Origin of the sequence: uncultured Chloroflexus sp., from assembly GCF_937951745.1 — a bacterium.
Lineage (GTDB): Bacteria > Chloroflexota > Chloroflexia > Chloroflexales > Chloroflexaceae > Chloroflexus.
This window is the reverse complement of the sequence record NZ_CALFBQ010000032.1, coordinates 1-16,380: the sequence shown is the minus strand read 5'-3', so window position 1 is coordinate 16,380 and position 16,380 is coordinate 1. Positions and strand designations below refer to the sequence as shown.

Sequence of the window (16,380 nt, the reverse complement as noted above, 5' to 3'; positions counted from 1 at the left end):
CGTAGGGGCGAAGCAACTGTCGCCCCTACGATTATGATATAGTATCTCCATGATGGATGAACCAACTGATGGCCGCATGGTGGCGGCGTTGCATGACTTTCAACGGCTGCGTTGGCGCGCCGATCTGGAACATCTGCTGGCCCGTTTGCGCGGCCAGTCTGATGATTTGTTGCCGTTTGAGGAGGTGCGGCAACGGGTCAATGCACGCATGGCTGGCGAGCGCCAGTTACGTGAAACCCCGCTGGCGGCGATTGTGGGCAGTGTTGGCCGCTATCACGACTTTAACCGCAGCTTCTTGCCCCGACGCGATGAAGACTGGCAACGCTGGTCACGGGTGATGGCCGCCGTTGATAGTATGCATGGCTGGCCACCGATCGAGGTGTATCAAATTGGTGAAGCCTACTTTGTCATTGATGGCAACCACCGGGTATCGGTTGCGCGCCAATTGGGAATGGATCATATTCAGGCGTATGTCACACCGCTCGTCTCACGCGCGCCGATCGATCCATCGATGACTCTCGAAGAGATCGTGATTGCCGGGGAATACGCCGCTTTTCTCGAAGCCACCCGTCTCGACGAATTACGGCCCGGCTGCGATCTGCGGGTCACGGTAGCCGGCCAGTATGAGCAATTACGCCACCAGATCGAGCATATGCAGCAACGGCTGGCCACTACTGATCAGACACCATCGTTGCCGGAAGCGGCTGCGCTGTGGTATGACCACATCTATCGCCCGATCGCCGACCTAATCCACGAACGCGGATTACTGCGCGACTTCCCCAACCGCACCGAAACTGATCTCTACCTCTGGTTGTGCAACCATCGCAATGAGTTGAGCAAGCATCTCGGCTGGGACATCAGCCTTGCCCAAGCAATCGATGATGTCGCTGAAACGCCGAGCCGGGCTGAGCAGTTGATCGAACGGGTCATTCCCGACAATCTCGAACCAGCTATGCCGGCTGGCGTGTGGCGGCGCAACCGTACCCTCGATCCAGCGCATTGGCTTTTTCGTGAGGTGCTAGTGCCGGTAAATGGCAAGGCTGATGGCTGGCAGGTGCTTGATCAAGTGCTGGCATGGGCCAAACGGGAAACGGTACGTCCGCTTGGCCTTCATGCCGTGCGCAGCACCCACCAGCGCAACTCGGCGGCGACACAGGCAGTGGTACGCGAATTTGGCGAGCGTTGCGCCGCAGCGGGTATCACCGGCGAGTGCGCTATTGAGGTAGGCTCGATCGACCGCGCTATTCGCGAACGCACTCGTCTCGTCGATCTAGTCGCAATCCAGATCAATCATCCTCCCGGAACATCGCCACTAGCCCGGCTCACCTCCGGCTTGCGCACGATTTTGCGCTGTTCGGTGCGACCCGTCTTGACCGTGCCACATGCGGTTGAACGGATTGAACGGCTCTTGCTGGCCTATGACGGCAGCCGCAAAGCCGAAGAGGCGCTCTATCTCGCCGCCTATCTGGCTGCACGCTGGCAACTGGCGCTCAACGTTGTCACCGTGCTCGACGGCAAAGCCAGCGCCGAAGTGGTGCGTATGCGCGCCTTCCGCTACCTCGCACGCTACAACATCGCCGCCGGTTATATCCTTGAACGCGGTGAACCAGCGCCGGCCATCATCCACGCCGCCGAGCAGACCCGTTCTGACCTGCTGGTCATGGGCGGCTACGGCCACCGCGACCCGCTCCGTGATCTGGTGATTGGTTCAACGACCGAAGCGTTGTTGCGCACCCGTCGCTTGCCAACGCTGATTTACCAGTAGGGTCAGGGGTATGCGCAAGGCGCAAAGGTTGTAACGCAAAGGCGCGAAGAGCGCAAAGAGTGCAGCGAGTTTTGAGGGCCGGTATCAGTAGAGCCGTTGCAGTGCAACGGCTCTATGCGCCTAGCAATTCCCCTCCTCTCAATCACAAACAGCGCATCTTTTTACGCGTTCAAGCGGTATCTATATAGGAACCGAAATTGTAGCGCGAGGAAGGTATGCTGTCACTACGCATGAACGAACTGCCAACCAACGACCAACCCCGTGAGCGGCTAGCCCGGCTTGGCGCTGGCGCACTCAGCGATGCCGAGCTATTGGCCATCTTGCTACGGGTTGGCGTCAGTGGCACCAACGTCTTGCAACTATCCCAACAACTCCTCAGCGATTATGGCGGATGGATCGGCTTGCAACGCGCCGAATACAATGATCTCTGCCGGCGGAGCGGCATTGGAGCAAGCAAAGCTGCCAGCATCAAGGCGGCGCTAGAAATTGGCCGCCGGCTGGCGCGGATTAGCGTTGACGAACGATTCCCGATCCGCTCACCGGCTGATGTCGCGGCCCTATTGATGGTTGAAATGAGCCACCTCGATCAAGAACATCTCCGCACCGTTTTGCTCGACACCAAGAATCGGGTGCAGCAGATCAGCACGATCTACATCGGCAGTCTCAATGCGGCCACCATCCGCATTGGCGAAGTCTTCAAAGAGGCCGTGCGGCGCAATAGCGCCGCGATCATCGTCGTCCACAACCACCCATCGGGCGAAGCCACCCCTTCGCCGGAAGACATCCAAGTCACGCGCCAATTGGTGGCGGCCGGTCGCTTGCTCGATATCGAGGTGCTCGACCACCTCATTATTGGGCGCGGGCATTATGTCAGCCTGCGCGAACGGGGCTTAGGGTTTGAATAACCTGCGAAGCGGCGCATACGCCGGGGTGGCGTATACGCCGAGGCGAGGGGTGTGTTAGGGGAACGGATTCCCCCCATCCGTTGCCCCTAGCTGAGAGCCGGATGGCGGCGGTGTTGGAAGATGGTATCTACACTGACCCCACTATGGATACGCTGAATCACTTCGGCGATCAAGGTGCTGACCGAGAGGATGGTCAAACCGGGCCAGCGCCGTTCAGGAGGAATTGGAAGGGTATCGGTCACGACCAACTCGCGAATCGAGCTGGTGCGGAGTCGTTCAACCGCATTGCCGGCGAAGACCGGATGCACGCAGCAGGCGTAAATCTCACGCGCCCCTTGCTGTTCGAGCAACTGCACCACTTCGAGGATGGAACTGCCGGTGGCGATTTCATCATCAACCACAATACAACGCTTGCCGCGCACATCACCAATCAGGTTGAGGACTTCGGGCACAGTGAGCGAGCCATCTTTGCGATCAAAGTACTGCACGCGCCGCTTCTCGGCAATCGCCAATGGCGCATTCAACGCCTCGGCAAAGTTGCGCGCGCGTTTAGCAAAGCCAACATCGGGCGACACGACGATCATATCGTCCCACCCTTTATCGGCAAAGTAGCGTACCAGCAAGTTCATTGCCGTCAATTCATCCATCGGGATCGAGAAAAAGCCCTGTATCTGCCCAGCGTGCAGATCAATCGTCATCACCTGATGGGCGCCGGCCACTTGGATCATATCGGCCAGCAGACGAGCCGTAATCGGCACCCGCGGCTGATCCTTCTTGTCGGTGCGGCCATAGGCATAATAGGGAATCACCGCAGTGATCCGGCCTGCCGATGCCCGTTTGCAGGCATCGAGCATAATCAACAGCTCCATAATTCGATCACTGAGATCGGGCATCGCCAGCGACTGGATCACAAACACATCTTTTTCGCGCACACTTTCATTGAGCTTAACAAAGATATTCTCATTGCTAAACTTCACGATCGTCACATCACCGAGCGGAACGCCCAAACGCTCGCTAATCGCCCGCGCAAGCATCGGGTTCCCATTACCGGCAAAGATCCGCATCTCGTCGAAGCGGCTTCCCATTCTTTCCTCCTTACCCAGTGAGACATAGTTCAGACAGCGCCTGAGTCGATTGCACACAGCGCCAGCATCTCGGCGCGCGACAAATGCCAACCAGACGGTAAGCCGTTGGCAGCCGGGACGTCATCATACGCGATATGCAACGCCCGCATCACCGGTTGTTGCAAGACGATCGCCAGTGCGCGCGCCAGCGAGAGCGGTTGCAAGCGCGGAACGCGCGCCAAACCGGTGCGTTGGGCGAAACTCACGGCAGCATCGGCGCTGAGAAACGCGAGTAACAGGCGAGGACGAACGAACGGCGCCGGCGCTGGCGGTTCAGAGCTAGCACCGGTGCTAGCGGTACGATAGACATACAGTGTCCGGGGCGAAGGCTGACCATCGGCAATGAGCCGCTGGTGAAACAATGTTAGCACATGCGCTACTTGCGCCGGTTCACCGCCGGCCTGCCGCACAGCTGTGGCCAAGATTGCGAGATCAACCTGCGTTGCCGCCATACCCACTCCGTTTCGCGCATATACCCATCGCCTATGGCTGCGGATCGTGTGTTGCAGGCATCTCCGGTCTTCCTATTGCAAGCGACCAAGCCCCTCTACCCGACGTTATGCTACGGCACCGGCGTTGGCCGGGGTTGCACAGTTTGCGGGCGTGGCTCACCGAAGTAGAGCGCTGATCCCAACAAACCCAACTGCACCACATACGGCGTACCCGCCGCTTCGGGGTGCAACTCAAACCGGGCACGCTCGAAATATTGCACACGGAAGGCTCGCCCATCAGGCTGCACCTCATCAAATTCGGCGCTAATCGGATAGCCGAACGATGTCAAGCCACCGTTTTCTTCCCAATATTGCAAAAATAGACCGCCGACGCCAAAGCCGGTTTCCGGGAAGTAACGGAGATCGGAGCGTGACGCGAATGGTTCGGGGCGAAGAAAAGTACGCCCGGCGACATACTCTACCCCGACAAGCCCAATTTGAAATTCGTAGGGCGTCCCGCTAAGCTCCGGCCAATATTCAACCCGCGCGCGTTCAAACCACTGCACCTCGCGGCCATTGTGCAACAAAGCCGGGCTAATTGGCAAACCAAGCCGGCGCAAGCCGCCGAGTTGTTCGTATGCAGCAGCAAAACGTGGCGCGATATCAACCTTGACGGCTGGAGCCGGTGACTGACCGCCAGCAACGGCAGCCACGGTAGGGGACTGCAAAATAAGCTCACGCGGCGTCACCCGGTTTTGCGACGTGACCGGCCAACGCATCCCGTCAATCCCGGCAATCACGAGCGCCAGCACAATCAAGAGCAACACCCCGATCAGCACAACCATCCCAACCCGCAGACGGTTATTGCGCGCCGGACGCTGGCGGATCGGGCGAGTCTCGGCAGAGGCCGGCGGAACCGATTGGCGACCCTGATCCGGACCTGATGGCACAGTTGGTGGTGGTTGGCTAGAAGGGGAAGAGACGGTTCCGCTCATTGGCCGCTCCTAGATATGAGCGATAATCTCACTTGCTACCACCCGCAAATCATCGGTAGTGGCAGTACCGGGGCGCCATAGCTTCACTGAACGATCACCATCCCAACGAGGAATAATATGGATGTGGAAGTGAAACACCACTTGCCCAGCAGCGGCGCCGTTGTTCTGAATAATATTAAAGCCATCGGGTTGTAACGCTGCGACGATGGCCCGCGCCACCCGCTGGGTCGTGAGCGCCGTAGCTGTAACCAGTTCGGGCGGCAGATCGAGCAAACCGGGCAATTCTGGCTTGGCAATGACCAGCGTATGGCCACGTGCCGCCGGATTAATATCGAGAAAGGCAAGAGTTAGATCGTCTTCGTACAACTTAAATGCGGGCAGCTCACCACGCACAATTCGGGTAAACACCGACGTCATACCACCTCCGAAGTATCCAGCGCAGCTAGATCGTCTTCTGTCCCTGTACGCTGGCCAAGCCACGCCAGCGCGATCACCCCGAGCAAAACACCAAACCAGAGCGTGCAAAAACGGATCACGATCGTCGCTGTTGTTGCCGCGCTGGCGCTCACCCCAACCAGCGCAATCAGCAAACCGACACTACTCACTTCTGAAGCGCCTAGCCCGCCGGGCAAAAATGAGACCAAGCCAAACAGGGTGCTTGCCGCGAAGATAAACGTCGCCTGCAAGAGCAACAACCATGACGGCTCACTGCCGACCCCCATGAGCACCACGAAGAAGGCCAGACACTCAAAACCCCACGAAATCACGCTGATCAGCGTCGAGACGAGCAAAATGCGCCAGTGCAACAATTGCGCGGTCGTGGTATACACCGTCTCGAGTCGCGGCGCAATGCGCCTGCCAAACGGTAGGCGCGCGATAAGCCGGAGCAGGGCGAATGCTAGATCTTGCCGTTGCACCACCACAATCCCGGCGATCGTCGCCACGACCAGCGTCACAAACAACGGGCGCGCCGGCGGGTAAAGGGTCAAGCCCAATCCCATCAGCAACAGCATTGCAATGCCATCGGTCAACCGCTCGGCCAACACGATCGGTGCCGAACGGCTGATCGGCACGCCATTGCGTTGGCGCAAGAGAAACGACTTCAGTACTTCACCCATCTTGCCCGGCGTAACCGACATGACTAATCCAGCGGTAAAGATGAGGCCGCTTGTTGGATAGTCAATGTTACGGTCAAGACGCAGGTAGCGCAGATAATAATCCCATTTGAGCCAGCGCAGCCAGTAATTGATGACGGTGCCAATCAGGATGAGCGGCAGCAGCAACCAATCGAAGGTGCGTAAATCGTTGCCAACGGCGCGGAGATCGCTGAACAAGCTGATTACAATCACCACCGCCAAACCGATCACGAGCGAGGTGAGGATTGATTTGCGCAACCCGGCGCGTAGGGAGGTTGTCGGTTTGTATTGCTTCATAACAGCTCAATTATAGCATAGCAGTACCGGTGGCATTTTTATGACAGATCACCTAAGTCAACTATGAAGGGGACTAGACTCCTATAGCGGCAGACTTAGCGATCAGGTACAATACCGGCAGGTATGGCATCTACAACGTGAGGAAACTTTATGCCTGCCCGTTTTGCCCTCTGCGGCCTGCTGATCCTCCTGATCAGTCTTGTGCCGGCGCCACCTGCACAGGCCGCTCCTACCACTGATTGGATCATCAAACTGGCCGATGCGCAGCAAGCCGTTACCCTCAGCCAGCGGTTGCGTATCCAACATATGACCCTGATCGGCGATCAAACCTATCTCATTCGCTTACCTGCCGGGATGCCGGACATCATAGCCGACGAACGCATTCGTAATCTCGCTGGGGTCATTTACGCCGTGCCTGATTACGAACGGGCCATAACCCGCACACCTAATGATCCCTTCATTCAACAGCAATGGGCATTAGGCACGATCGGTGCTTACGACGCTTGGAATATCACGACCGGCGGGCCGATCATCGTAGCAGTAATTGACACCGGGGTTGATGCTAGCCATCCTGATCTAAGCGGAAGAGTGCTGAGCGGCCTCAACACGATAACTGGCAGCACGAACACGAGCGATGATAATGGCCATGGTACAGCAGTAGCGGGTTTGATCGCCGCCGCCGGCGACAATGGTACAGGCATTGCCGGCATTTGCTGGGGATGCCAGATCTTGCCGGTGAAAGCGTGTTTCAACAATGGCCGCTGCCGCGACTCGAGCGTGATTAGCGCGATTCGCTGGGCCACTGACAATGGCGCGCGCATCATTAACCTGAGCTTGGGTGGGGCGATGAGTTCTCCTGCGTTACAAGATGCCGTGCGTTACGCCACCGAACGCGGGGTGTTGATCATTGCCGCTAGCGGCAACGAACGGGCTGAAGGCAATGTGCCCAACTATCCGGCTGCATACCCGGAAACGATCGCCGTAGGGGCAACCGGCTACAGCGATGAAGTCACCGGTTTTTCCAATACTGGCGATTATCTCGATCTTGTAGCGCCGGGGATTGATATTGCGACCACGCTGCCGGGCAATAGCTACGCTACTGCTACTGGTACCTCGTTCGCCAGCCCCTTTGTGACGGGCGCAGCGGCGCTGGTAATGACTATACGACCCGATCTGAGCAGCAATGACGTGCGCTGCGTGTTGGTGATTTCCGCCGAAGATCGCGGCCCACCGGGGCGCGACGGTGAGTATGGGTATGGCCGGTTGAACGTTTTGAATGCAGTGCAAACGGCCACCACCTACGGCGGCTGCCCATTGGGTACACCGACTCCGGTTGCCAACCCCGGCTTCGACCCCTTCAACCGCGTTGATCCACCGTCCGATGGCCGGCTGTTCTTCCCCGAAACCGGTCACACCCTCGGTGGCGGCTTCCGCGCGTACTGGGAACAAAACGGCGGCCTGCCAATCTTCGGCTTTCCGATCAGCGAAGAGTTTACCGAAATTGGCAGCGATGGCCGCCCGGTCACGGTGCAATACTTCGAGCGCCACCGCTTTGAGTGGCGCCCGGAAAACCCGCCGCCCTACCATGTCTTGCTCTCGCGGATGGGAGACGATCTGCTGCGCCGGCAGGGGCGTGATTGGTACACTTTTGAGCGCAGCGGGCCGATTGCCGGTTGTCTCTATTTTGCCGAGACGAATCAGGCGCTGTGCGAACCCTTCCTCAGCTACTGGCAACGCAACGGCCTCGAATTCGATGGCCGGCCCGGCAAGAGCTACGCCGAGAGTCTGGCTCTGTTTGGCTTGCCACTCTCGAAGCCGCAGATTGAAGAGACGCGGCCCGGAACAGTGGTGATCGTGCAGTGGTTTGAACGGGCGCGTTTCGAGCTGCATCCAGATGGGAAGGTGTTGCTGGGCTTGCTCGGTAATGAGTTGGTAGGAAGGTAGGGTAAGGGACGATGAGCAACATTGTGGAGTGCGGCAGTTCAACTGCCGCACTCTGTATTCTCTCTGTGACTACAGTCATAACCACTTCAGGACGCACAGCACTAGACGAGAACCCTCTACCATTACATACTTAAAAGGGTAAGGGGATGGCGTCGCCGCCTAACGGTGGTGCGCAATAACAGGTACGCTGTTGTCAGTGCGAGGGAGAGCAGCTCCGAAGCCATCGCCGGCTTGAGCGAGAGCGAGCATTGAAAGGTTCTTCCCGCGCTCGCGGGGGATTGCTTAGTAGTTCATCGTGTATTTTTGTTTGTATACCGTTCTTTCCGCGCTCGCGGGGGATTGCTTTGCCTCGCTGCGCTCGGCGCGTAATGACACCGGGGAACAGGGGCAAGCAAGGACAGAGAGAGATGAACGTTGAGCGATTTCCCCACCTGCTTAGGAGCAAGCGAGTGTCGAGCACGACAAACAACAAACTGACTGCATAAATCTCATAATTACAGGTGCTTCTATGACGACACTCCAACCAACCGAACACTTCTCACCGCATGAAGAGTTGATCAACGTGATCACACACGGCGCTGGCGCGGCGCTCAGTACGCTGGCCGGCGCGATCTTGCTTGGCGCGGTCTGGCAACGCGGCGACGGCTGGCAAATTGCCGGCGCGACGATCTTTTGCGTAACGTTGACGTTGCTCTACCTCGCTTCTACGCTCTATCACGCTAGCCGCGAACCACGCCGGCGAGCAATCCTCGAAATCTTTGACCACAGCGCGATCTTTTTCCTGATTGCCGGCACGTACACCCCATTCACGCTCGTGAGCTTACGCGGCACGTTGGGCTGGACGATCTTTGGCCTCGTTTGGGGGCTAGCGTTAGCTGGGGTGGTGATGAAGCTCTTTCTGACCGGACGGTTTCGTTTGCTCTCGACCCTGATCTACGTTGCGCTCGGCTGGCTGGTGGTGATTGCCGCCGATCAAGTCTTCACCGCGCTCAATCCACCGACCATCGGTTTGCTGGTTGCCGGCGGCGTGGCGTACACTGCCGGAACACCATTTTATATGCTCTCGCAACGTCGCTATATGCACAACATCTGGCATGGCTTTGTGTTGCTAGGCAGTGTGTTGCACTTTGGCGCAGTGGTTTCAGTAGTGCTGTAAGCCAAAGGGGCGGCAGTTGCCCTGCCGCCCTCAATCCCATCGCCTTTACCGTACCACGCGCATATTGCACCCGCTCCGCTTTGCGGCATACAAGGCTTGGATCCAATCGATCAGATCGCAGACACATATCATCTGTTAGGCTTGCGATCCTCACACTGATCGTCACCGGACGAAGCGGCTATGCCGCTTGCTGCACCAGCCGGCGCAGCCGCTCGACCAGCAATAGGCGCCGTCGCTACCGGTGACTGGGAGAATTACGGCCAACTCCTCACCGCCATAGCAGGCAATCATGTCGTGCTTGCGGCTGCCTTCATTCAACGCCTGCACACAATCCGCCACGTCTCATCGCCGGCAACATAGCCGAAGCTATCGTTAAACTCTTTGAAGTAATTCTACTTTCCACTTATGCTATAATCACCGCCACAACTGAAGTGCATTGAAGTGAAGAGGGGCAACAATGCGGTTGCTGATGCGCATTGCCGGCTGGGTGTTAGCACTAGTGCTATTGGTCGTGGTGGTTGGCGGTGGGGGCGGGTATCTCTGGCTGCGGCGGTCATTGCCGCAAACCACCGGCGAGATTCAGGTGCGCGGGATCGGCGGGCCGGTGACGATTGTGCGCGATAGTGATGGCGTGGCCCACATTAGTGGCACAACCGAAACCGATGTCGCCTTTGGCTTGGGCTTTGTCCATGCCCAAGAACGGCTCTGGCAAATGGAGGTACAGCGCCGGATCGGCCATGCCCGCCTGTCTGAAGTGTTTGGCGAAACAACGCTGCGCACCGATAAATTCTTGCGCACGCTCGGCGTGGCCCGCGCCGCCCGCAGCACGCTGGCGAAGTTCGATAACGAGACGCTCGCCATTCTTGAAGCCTATGCCGCTGGCGTGAATGCGTTTCTCGCCACTAATCCGGTGTTGCCACCCGAATTTTTGATCCTTGGTGTACAACCCGAACCGTGGCAGCCGATCGATTCACTGGTGTGGGCTAAGATGATGGCATGGGATCTTGGCGGCAACTGGAGCGATGAGGTGCTGCGCGCCCTGCTGATCGCTAAGGTCGGCCCCGAGGATGCCAACGTTCTGATGCAAACCTATACCGCTGACGGGCCACTGATCTTACCCGAAGGGGTGTCGACGCTTGAAACGGCTGGCCACCCAAATCCGCCGATCCAACCCGCCACCGCGCAGGCGCTGCTTGATCTGTGGGAGACCATTCACCTAACGACCGGTCTCGGCGATCTGCTTTCTGGCTCGAACAATTGGGTGATCGGCGGCTCGCGCACGGCCAGCGGCAAGCCGCTGCTGGTTAATGATCCCCACCTCGGCAACCGTATCCCCTCGATTTGGTATCTGGCCCACATGCAGGGTGGCCGGATCAACGCGATCGGCGCGACCTTCCCCGGCTTGCCGGCGATTGTGATTGGTCACAATGAGCGGATCGCATGGGGCGTGACTAACACCGGCCCTGATGTGCAAGATTTGTACATCGAGCGGATCGACGCTCAAAATGATGTCGAATATAACGGACAGCGCGAACCGGCAACATTGATCAACGAAGTGATTCGGGTCAAAGGCGCTGACCCGATCACGCTCACGGTGCGCATCACTCGCCATGGCCCGATCATCAGCGATGTGCAAAGCGATCTGCCCGATACGCTTGCCTTCCGGTGGACGGCACTCGACGATGATGATCCGACCATGCGCGCGTTTCTCAACATCAACCGCGCACAGAACTGGGAGGAGTTTGTTGCGGCGTTACGCGATTACAAGACGCCGATGCAGAATTTCGTATATGCCGATGTGGACGGGAATATCGGCTACTACGCGCCGGGAGCAGTACCGATCCGGCGCAACGGCGACGGCAGAGCACCGGTGCCGGGGTGGACAGATGAGTACGAGTGGATTGGCTACATTCCGTTCGAGGAGTTGCCCCATATCTACAACCCGCCGAAAGATTATGTCGCTACCGCTAACAACAAGGTGGTTGGCGACGACTACCCCTACCTGCTCGGCACATCGTGGGCTGCCCCGTTCCGCGCCCAACGCATCATCGAGCTGATCGAGCAGGGCAACAAGCTGACGGTGGATGATATGCGGGCAATGTTGGGGGATGTCGTTTCGGCGCAAGCCCGCGAGCTGTTGCCGATCTTCCGCAACGTGACCCCTGCCGGCGAGCGTGAAGCCGCTGCACTGGAGTTGCTGCGCAGTTGGGATGGGGCAATGCACGGTGACAGCGCCGCCGCTGCTGTCTATCAAGGGTACTATTACGCTGCCCTCGAAGCGATCTTCGCCGACGAGCTGCGCGACCTTTTTTCCACCACTTATCGCAACCGGCGCGACTTCCCAGCGTTAGCGCTGCGGGCGGTGTTGCTCGATGGCCAGCGCGAATGGTGCGACGATGTAACAACCATTGGGGTAAAGGAGGATTGTCCCGCGACGTTAGCCAAGGCGCTGAGCAACGGCCTGACCACGATGGCGGCGGTGCAAGGCGAGAGCGATCCAGCGCGCTGGCGCTGGGATCGCGTCCACCAAGCGGTCTTCCCGCACAACCCGTTTAGCCAAGTGGGGGCTTTGCGCGGCCTGTTTGAGCGACGCACCCCCAACGGCGGCGATACCTTCACCATCAATGTGGCACCGGTGCGTATAACCGAGCCGTACCTGCAATACAACGCGCCCTCGTACCGCCAGATCATCGATCTGAGCGACCTCGACAACTCGCGCTTTATGCACACCACCGGCCAATCAGGCAACGTGCTTAGCAGCCGCTACAGCGACTTCCTTGACCGGTGGCAGCAGGTTGAAGACATCCCGATGCGCTTCAGCAGCGCAATCGACGGAGAAACATTGGTCTTGCATCCGATGCCATAACCGCCGGGTTACGGCTTTGATAACATCACGACCAACACCGGGCGATTCTGCGCATTCCAATCTCCGGTGCGGCTGGTAACAAAATATTTGCCGCTGTGGTAAGCGCCATCCGCCGAGTAAAGGGCCAACCGCAGCGGCTGACCATTGGCATACGCCTGCACAACCCCGCGCGTTACGTCAATTTCACGCTTAGGGAGATTATTCCAATCGGGCGGCCCGAACATCACATCGACCCAACCGCTGCCGATATTCTCGCGCGCGAGCGGCGCATTATTCCATGTCAGCGCATTGGGGTTCCAATCTTCACCCACCACCATTGCTTGGATCAGCGATGGCTTGGCGGCTTGGGGTTGCGCATTACCCATCTGGCTCAGAATCAGCTTCGCCGAAACCACGGTTCGCCCAGCGGGCAAGCTGTTTAGCGGGAAGGTGAGGTAATACTTGGCAAAACACGGCCAGTCGGCAATATCAGCCTGATTTTGGACACTGATGTCGGCTTTGTCAATTGGCTGCGACCAATTACCCCAGCGATCCCAGAAATTGCCGTCGGCATTACACATATTGCTATCTTGACCACCAACGCCGGCATCGGCCACCGTCACGCCATTCAGACCATGGCGGAGGCGGAACTCTTGAGTAGCGCTGACCGGCGGCGGGGTGTAGACCGGCAAGCTAAAGCGAAGACCGCCCCACGTGCGCGGCTGATTCGGGTTGAGGCTTGGCGGCCATACCTGATCGGCGATCGGCGTACCGGCAGCGTTATCACGGTCATGCACGATCACCCCCAACCGCCATTGCGTGCCATCAGCGGGCCGGCCAGCGAGGCCGAGACTGGTAAAGGGGATACGGAAGGTCATTGCCCAACCCCGATCTTCATCGTTATCGTTGTTAAGCGCATCGCCGCGCCAACCGGGGATGGTAGTGAACGGCACATCAGCGGCAGCCCAGCTCCCACCGGTGGCGCGCTGGCTCAACTGGTAACGCGAGTCCGGCTCAGGCGGGCCACGAAATTGCGCAACCAGCCGATAGCTAGCAGCGCCAAGTTGGGTTCCATTGCTCGTATCAAGCAACACCGTCGCTGCATCCCACGCAGTGAGATCGGCAGTAGAAGGCGTAGTATCATACCAGAGTTGCCGATCAAATACGGCGAGATAGAGATAGAGGGCATCGTTGTTATAACCCACCCGCACATCAGTATAGTTACTAGTACGGCTGACTTGCCCAAACCAGAAGATCGCCATTTCGTCGAATCGGTCGCGGGTGACATCAGTAACCGAAAAGAAGGGTGCGTTGATCTGATACTGTGCGGTGGCGGATGGGCCAAAGACAGCCGGCAGCCACTGACGGAAGGGTGGATTGTTAGCGGTGGTGATAGCGAGAGGAAGAATGAGGGCCAGAACGATGAGGGAAATCAGACCGAAGCGTAAGAAGCGATGAACCAAGGGAGTACCTCCTGAGTATAGAAGCCCAGCGAGAAGCTCAACGCACTTCTCGCCCCCCCCGGTCATTAGAAGTGAGGGTTGGTCACGTGACGAATCACGAAGCCAACGACCGCTCTTCCACGTAAATTATTTTACTACCTTGCGGCTCAAATTGCATGGGCACATGACGTAATTCGGGCAAAGCCGCCCGGATGGCGTCGTGGCGCTCTTCGGGCGCATAGACCAGCAAAAAGCCGCCCCCACCAGCACCGAGAATCTTGCCACCGATCGCGCCGGCAGCCCGCGCCCGCTCGTACCAATCATCAATCTGCGGCGTTGAAATGCCGCTCGCCAACTCACGCTTCCGCATCCAACCTTCATGCAAAATCTCGCCGAACGCATCGAGGTCATTGTGGTGCAGCGCAAGGCGCAGATCATGCGCCAACTCCACCATGCGGCGCAAATGCTGGCGGCGCGACTTATCACGCTCCGTATTCTCGCGCTGCTCGCGCAACACATCGCTCGTCTTGCGGGTAGTGCCGGTATACAGCATCATCAATCGCTGCTGCAAGCGTTGCTTCGTTTCAGTGTGGCAGATGATCGGATCAACAAACACCGTCTCATCAGGGTTAAATTGAATGAATTGCAACCCGCCATAGGCAGCAATATATTGATCTTGCTTCCCGATCGGCGCGCCACAACGCTCAATCTCAATAATGCATGCCTCGCGGGCCAGCCGTTCGGCGCCGGCAAAACGGCCAATAAAGGCGTAGAGCGCATTCAAAAGACCCACGGTATAGGTGCTCGATGAGCCGAGACCAGTGCCCTGCGAGGGAATATCCGAGATCGAGGTGATCTCAATTGAATGATGCCGCCCCACCAAACGCAACGCTTCCCGGATCAGTTGATGTTTGAGGTCATCAACCTGATCAACAATTTCGGTCACTGAATAGCTGGCCCGGATCTGATGGTCAAACTTCTCGTTGACGGTGATGTAGATATACTTGTTGATCGCTGTACTCACCACCGCCCCCGGTTCATGGCGGTAGAAGGCCGGCAAATCACTGCCGCCACCGGCAAAACTAATTCGCAACGGCGTGCGCGAGATAATCATAGCATTGCCCCTTGTGGTTCAGATCGAACCACTCGCTGCATCAGATTGAAACTACGAACACCGCATCGCAGAGCTTGATCGACTGATGGTAAACGCATAACTAAACACCACAGTGTGACCTACTCATTCCACACTGCCATCAGTATAATCTGAGCGTACCGCAAGCGAATGACAAAAACTTCATTAATAAGTGCAAAGAAGATAGCAATTTGTTTACGTCGCGCGATCGCCGGCGGCGGAAGGCATTGTAAAGCCCCAGCGCGGCAACGGTCATTGGGCTACGGCGCAAGCACTCTTCCCGTTCACTCACAGGAGTGATGAAATGGCCGCAACACCTTTTCTATCGGTCGTCATCACCACCTACAATGACATCCACCGCTTGCCAACCACTGTAGCAACGATCAGCGCCTCCCTCGTCCAGCAATCCTTCCCCGCTGTGATCATCGTGGTTGACGATAGCAGCACCGATGGCACTGCCGGCCTCGCCGCAAGCTATGCCGGCGTCTATATGCTCCGCTGCAAGCATCGCAGCAAAGGGGTTGCCGTGCGTGTCGGCGCACTCCCTGTCCGCAGCGAGGATGTGCTGTTGTGCGATGCCGATTTGGCCACACCGATCGAGGAGTGGGAACAACAAGGGCCACATTTCAGCGCAGGATTCGATGTCGTGATCAGATCGCGGGAAAGAATCGGCGCGCAACGGTACAATGAGCCATTTCACCGGTATCTGATGGGGCGCATCTTTAAAACTTGCTAGTCCAGATGACCGCCCTGCCGGTAATCCATGACACCCAATGCGGGTTTAAAGCGTTGCGGCTATTGGCAGCTCACGATCTCTTCCGGCACGTGCGCATATACCATATACGGTGATGATGCGCCGATTATACAAGGAGCCGTCATCACCACCTACGATGGCCAAATCCTCTTTCTGGCGCACCAGCGCGGTTATCGCATCACTGAAGTGCCGGTCTCGTGGCACGATGGTACCGAAACGAAGGTTGATCTGGTGCGCTACTCATGGCGCAACCTGCGGCGCGACGTGCTGCGCGTCCGGTTTAACGATTGGCGGGGAGCTTATCAGGCTCCGCTGCTGCAATCGGCAGACTCCAACCTCAGCGGCGACGATCGGCGTCTTCAAGCTGTGTGCCACTCGGTAGCGCGTTTCTAGCCCTCTCTTGGGCGCAGTGGAGTTTTAGCACCGACATCTCTTACGTTCCATTGGCAGAAGC

Annotated in this window: 15 protein-coding genes; 8 read left to right on the top strand and 7 right to left on the bottom strand. The window is 57.9% G+C overall.

Annotation, left to right across the window (positions count from 1 at the left end; translation table 11 throughout):
- Positions 1-49 precede the first annotated feature (49 nt).
- Positions 50-1,765 carry a universal stress protein gene (locus Q1A59_RS08860; RefSeq protein ID WP_299644849.1) on the top strand — a complete coding sequence of 572 codons (1,716 nt, stop codon included), beginning with the start codon at positions 50-52 and terminating at the stop codon, positions 1,763-1,765.
- A 215-nt stretch (positions 1,766-1,980) separates the two neighbouring features.
- Positions 1,981-2,670, top strand: a complete 690-nt coding sequence (gene radC, locus Q1A59_RS08855) for a DNA repair protein RadC (RefSeq protein ID WP_298403032.1) — start codon at positions 1,981-1,983, stop codon at positions 2,668-2,670.
- Positions 2,671-2,756: 86 nt separating this feature from the next.
- Here the strand turns inward: radC and Q1A59_RS08850 are convergent, their stop codons facing one another.
- The 5 genes from Q1A59_RS08850 to Q1A59_RS08830 form a co-directional block, all read right to left on the bottom strand.
- A complete protein-coding gene (locus Q1A59_RS08850; protein ID WP_299644846.1) occupies positions 2,757-3,755 on the bottom strand; it encodes a ribose-phosphate pyrophosphokinase in 999 nt (332 codons plus the stop codon).
- A 29-nt stretch (positions 3,756-3,784) separates the two neighbouring features.
- Entirely contained in the window at positions 3,785-4,246 is a 462-nt protein-coding gene (locus tag Q1A59_RS08845) for a hypothetical protein (protein ID WP_299644844.1), read from the bottom strand.
- 110 nt (positions 4,247-4,356) lie between these two features.
- Positions 4,357-5,220, bottom strand: coding sequence for a hypothetical protein (locus Q1A59_RS08840; RefSeq protein ID WP_298403027.1), 864 nt, complete (start codon positions 5,218-5,220; stop codon positions 4,357-4,359).
- Between the two features lie 9 nt (positions 5,221-5,229).
- Positions 5,230-5,637: an HIT family protein gene (locus Q1A59_RS08835; RefSeq protein ID WP_298403026.1), complete on the bottom strand. Its 408-nt coding sequence runs from the start codon at positions 5,635-5,637 to the stop codon at positions 5,230-5,232.
- The gene (locus Q1A59_RS08830; protein ID WP_298403024.1) at positions 5,634-6,653 is read right to left on the bottom strand and encodes a lysylphosphatidylglycerol synthase transmembrane domain-containing protein; all 1,020 of its coding nucleotides are present in this window, start codon (positions 6,651-6,653) and stop codon (positions 5,634-5,636) included. The genes Q1A59_RS08835 and Q1A59_RS08830 overlap by 4 nt, the downstream gene beginning before the upstream one ends.
- Positions 6,654-6,803: 150 nt before the next feature.
- Here Q1A59_RS08830 and Q1A59_RS08825 point away from each other — a divergent pair, with 150 nt between their 5' ends.
- The 4 genes from Q1A59_RS08825 (at position 6,804) to Q1A59_RS08810 (ending at position 12,619) form a co-directional block, all read left to right on the top strand.
- On the top strand, positions 6,804-8,597 hold the full coding sequence (locus Q1A59_RS08825; protein ID WP_298403021.1) for a S8 family peptidase: 1,794 nt from the start codon (positions 6,804-6,806) through the stop codon (positions 8,595-8,597).
- 508 nt (positions 8,598-9,105) lie between these two features.
- Positions 9,106-9,753, top strand: a complete 648-nt coding sequence (locus tag Q1A59_RS08820) for a hemolysin III family protein (RefSeq protein WP_298403020.1) — start codon at positions 9,106-9,108, stop codon at positions 9,751-9,753.
- A gap of 180 nt (positions 9,754-9,933) precedes the next feature.
- The gene (locus Q1A59_RS08815) at positions 9,934-10,113 is read left to right on the top strand and encodes a hypothetical protein (RefSeq protein ID WP_298403018.1); all 180 of its coding nucleotides are present in this window, start codon (positions 9,934-9,936) and stop codon (positions 10,111-10,113) included.
- A 97-nt stretch (positions 10,114-10,210) separates the two neighbouring features.
- Positions 10,211-12,619 carry a penicillin acylase family protein gene (locus Q1A59_RS08810; protein WP_299644840.1) on the top strand — a complete coding sequence of 803 codons (2,409 nt, stop codon included), beginning with the start codon at positions 10,211-10,213 and terminating at the stop codon, positions 12,617-12,619.
- Between the two features lie 8 nt (positions 12,620-12,627).
- Here the strand turns inward: Q1A59_RS08810 and Q1A59_RS08805 are convergent, their stop codons facing one another.
- Positions 12,628-14,061: a DNRLRE domain-containing protein gene (locus Q1A59_RS08805; protein ID WP_298482444.1), complete on the bottom strand. Its 1,434-nt coding sequence runs from the start codon at positions 14,059-14,061 to the stop codon at positions 12,628-12,630.
- A 94-nt stretch (positions 14,062-14,155) separates the two neighbouring features.
- Complete coding sequence (locus tag Q1A59_RS08800; protein ID WP_298403012.1) at positions 14,156-15,154, bottom strand: GHMP kinase; 999 nt, start codon at positions 15,152-15,154, stop codon at positions 14,156-14,158.
- 322 nt (positions 15,155-15,476) lie between these two features.
- Here Q1A59_RS08800 and Q1A59_RS08795 point away from each other — a divergent pair, with 322 nt between their 5' ends.
- Both Q1A59_RS08795 and Q1A59_RS08790 read left to right on the top strand, forming a co-directional pair.
- Positions 15,477-15,908 carry a glycosyltransferase gene (locus tag Q1A59_RS08795; RefSeq protein WP_299644838.1) on the top strand — a complete coding sequence of 144 codons (432 nt, stop codon included), beginning with the start codon at positions 15,477-15,479 and terminating at the stop codon, positions 15,906-15,908.
- Between the two features lie 27 nt (positions 15,909-15,935).
- On the top strand, positions 15,936-16,319 hold the full coding sequence (locus tag Q1A59_RS08790; protein WP_298403008.1) for a hypothetical protein: 384 nt from the start codon (positions 15,936-15,938) through the stop codon (positions 16,317-16,319).
- The last annotated feature ends 61 nt before the right edge of the window (positions 16,320-16,380 follow it).

What these genes read in the sequence shown, in the direction of transcription:
- Q1A59_RS08860 (WP_299644849.1), top strand. Translation starts at nt 50, where the DNA reads ATGATGGATGAACCAACTGATGGCCGCATGGTGGCGGCGTTGCATGAC.
- radC (WP_298403032.1), top strand. Translation starts at nt 1,981, where the DNA reads ATGCTGTCACTACGCATGAACGAACTGCCAACCAACGACCAACCCCGT.
- Q1A59_RS08850 (WP_299644846.1), bottom strand. Translation starts at nt 3,755, where the DNA reads ATGGGAAGCCGCTTCGACGAGATGCGGATCTTTGCCGGTAATGGGAAC.
- Q1A59_RS08845 (WP_299644844.1), bottom strand. Translation starts at nt 4,246, where the DNA reads ATGGCGGCAACGCAGGTTGATCTCGCAATCTTGGCCACAGCTGTGCGG.
- Q1A59_RS08840 (WP_298403027.1), bottom strand. Translation starts at nt 5,220, where the DNA reads ATGAGCGGAACCGTCTCTTCCCCTTCTAGCCAACCACCACCAACTGTG.
- Q1A59_RS08835 (WP_298403026.1), bottom strand. Translation starts at nt 5,637, where the DNA reads ATGACGTCGGTGTTTACCCGAATTGTGCGTGGTGAGCTGCCCGCATTT.
- Q1A59_RS08830 (WP_298403024.1), bottom strand. Translation starts at nt 6,653, where the DNA reads ATGAAGCAATACAAACCGACAACCTCCCTACGCGCCGGGTTGCGCAAA.
- Q1A59_RS08825 (WP_298403021.1), top strand. Translation starts at nt 6,804, where the DNA reads ATGCCTGCCCGTTTTGCCCTCTGCGGCCTGCTGATCCTCCTGATCAGT.
- Q1A59_RS08820 (WP_298403020.1), top strand. Translation starts at nt 9,106, where the DNA reads ATGACGACACTCCAACCAACCGAACACTTCTCACCGCATGAAGAGTTG.
- Q1A59_RS08815 (WP_298403018.1), top strand. Translation starts at nt 9,934, where the DNA reads ATGCCGCTTGCTGCACCAGCCGGCGCAGCCGCTCGACCAGCAATAGGC.
- Q1A59_RS08810 (WP_299644840.1), top strand. Translation starts at nt 10,211, where the DNA reads ATGCGGTTGCTGATGCGCATTGCCGGCTGGGTGTTAGCACTAGTGCTA.
- Q1A59_RS08800 (WP_298403012.1), bottom strand. Translation starts at nt 15,154, where the DNA reads ATGATTATCTCGCGCACGCCGTTGCGAATTAGTTTTGCCGGTGGCGGC.
- Q1A59_RS08795 (WP_299644838.1), top strand. Translation starts at nt 15,477, where the DNA reads ATGGCCGCAACACCTTTTCTATCGGTCGTCATCACCACCTACAATGAC.
- Q1A59_RS08790 (WP_298403008.1), top strand. Translation starts at nt 15,936, where the DNA reads ATGACACCCAATGCGGGTTTAAAGCGTTGCGGCTATTGGCAGCTCACG.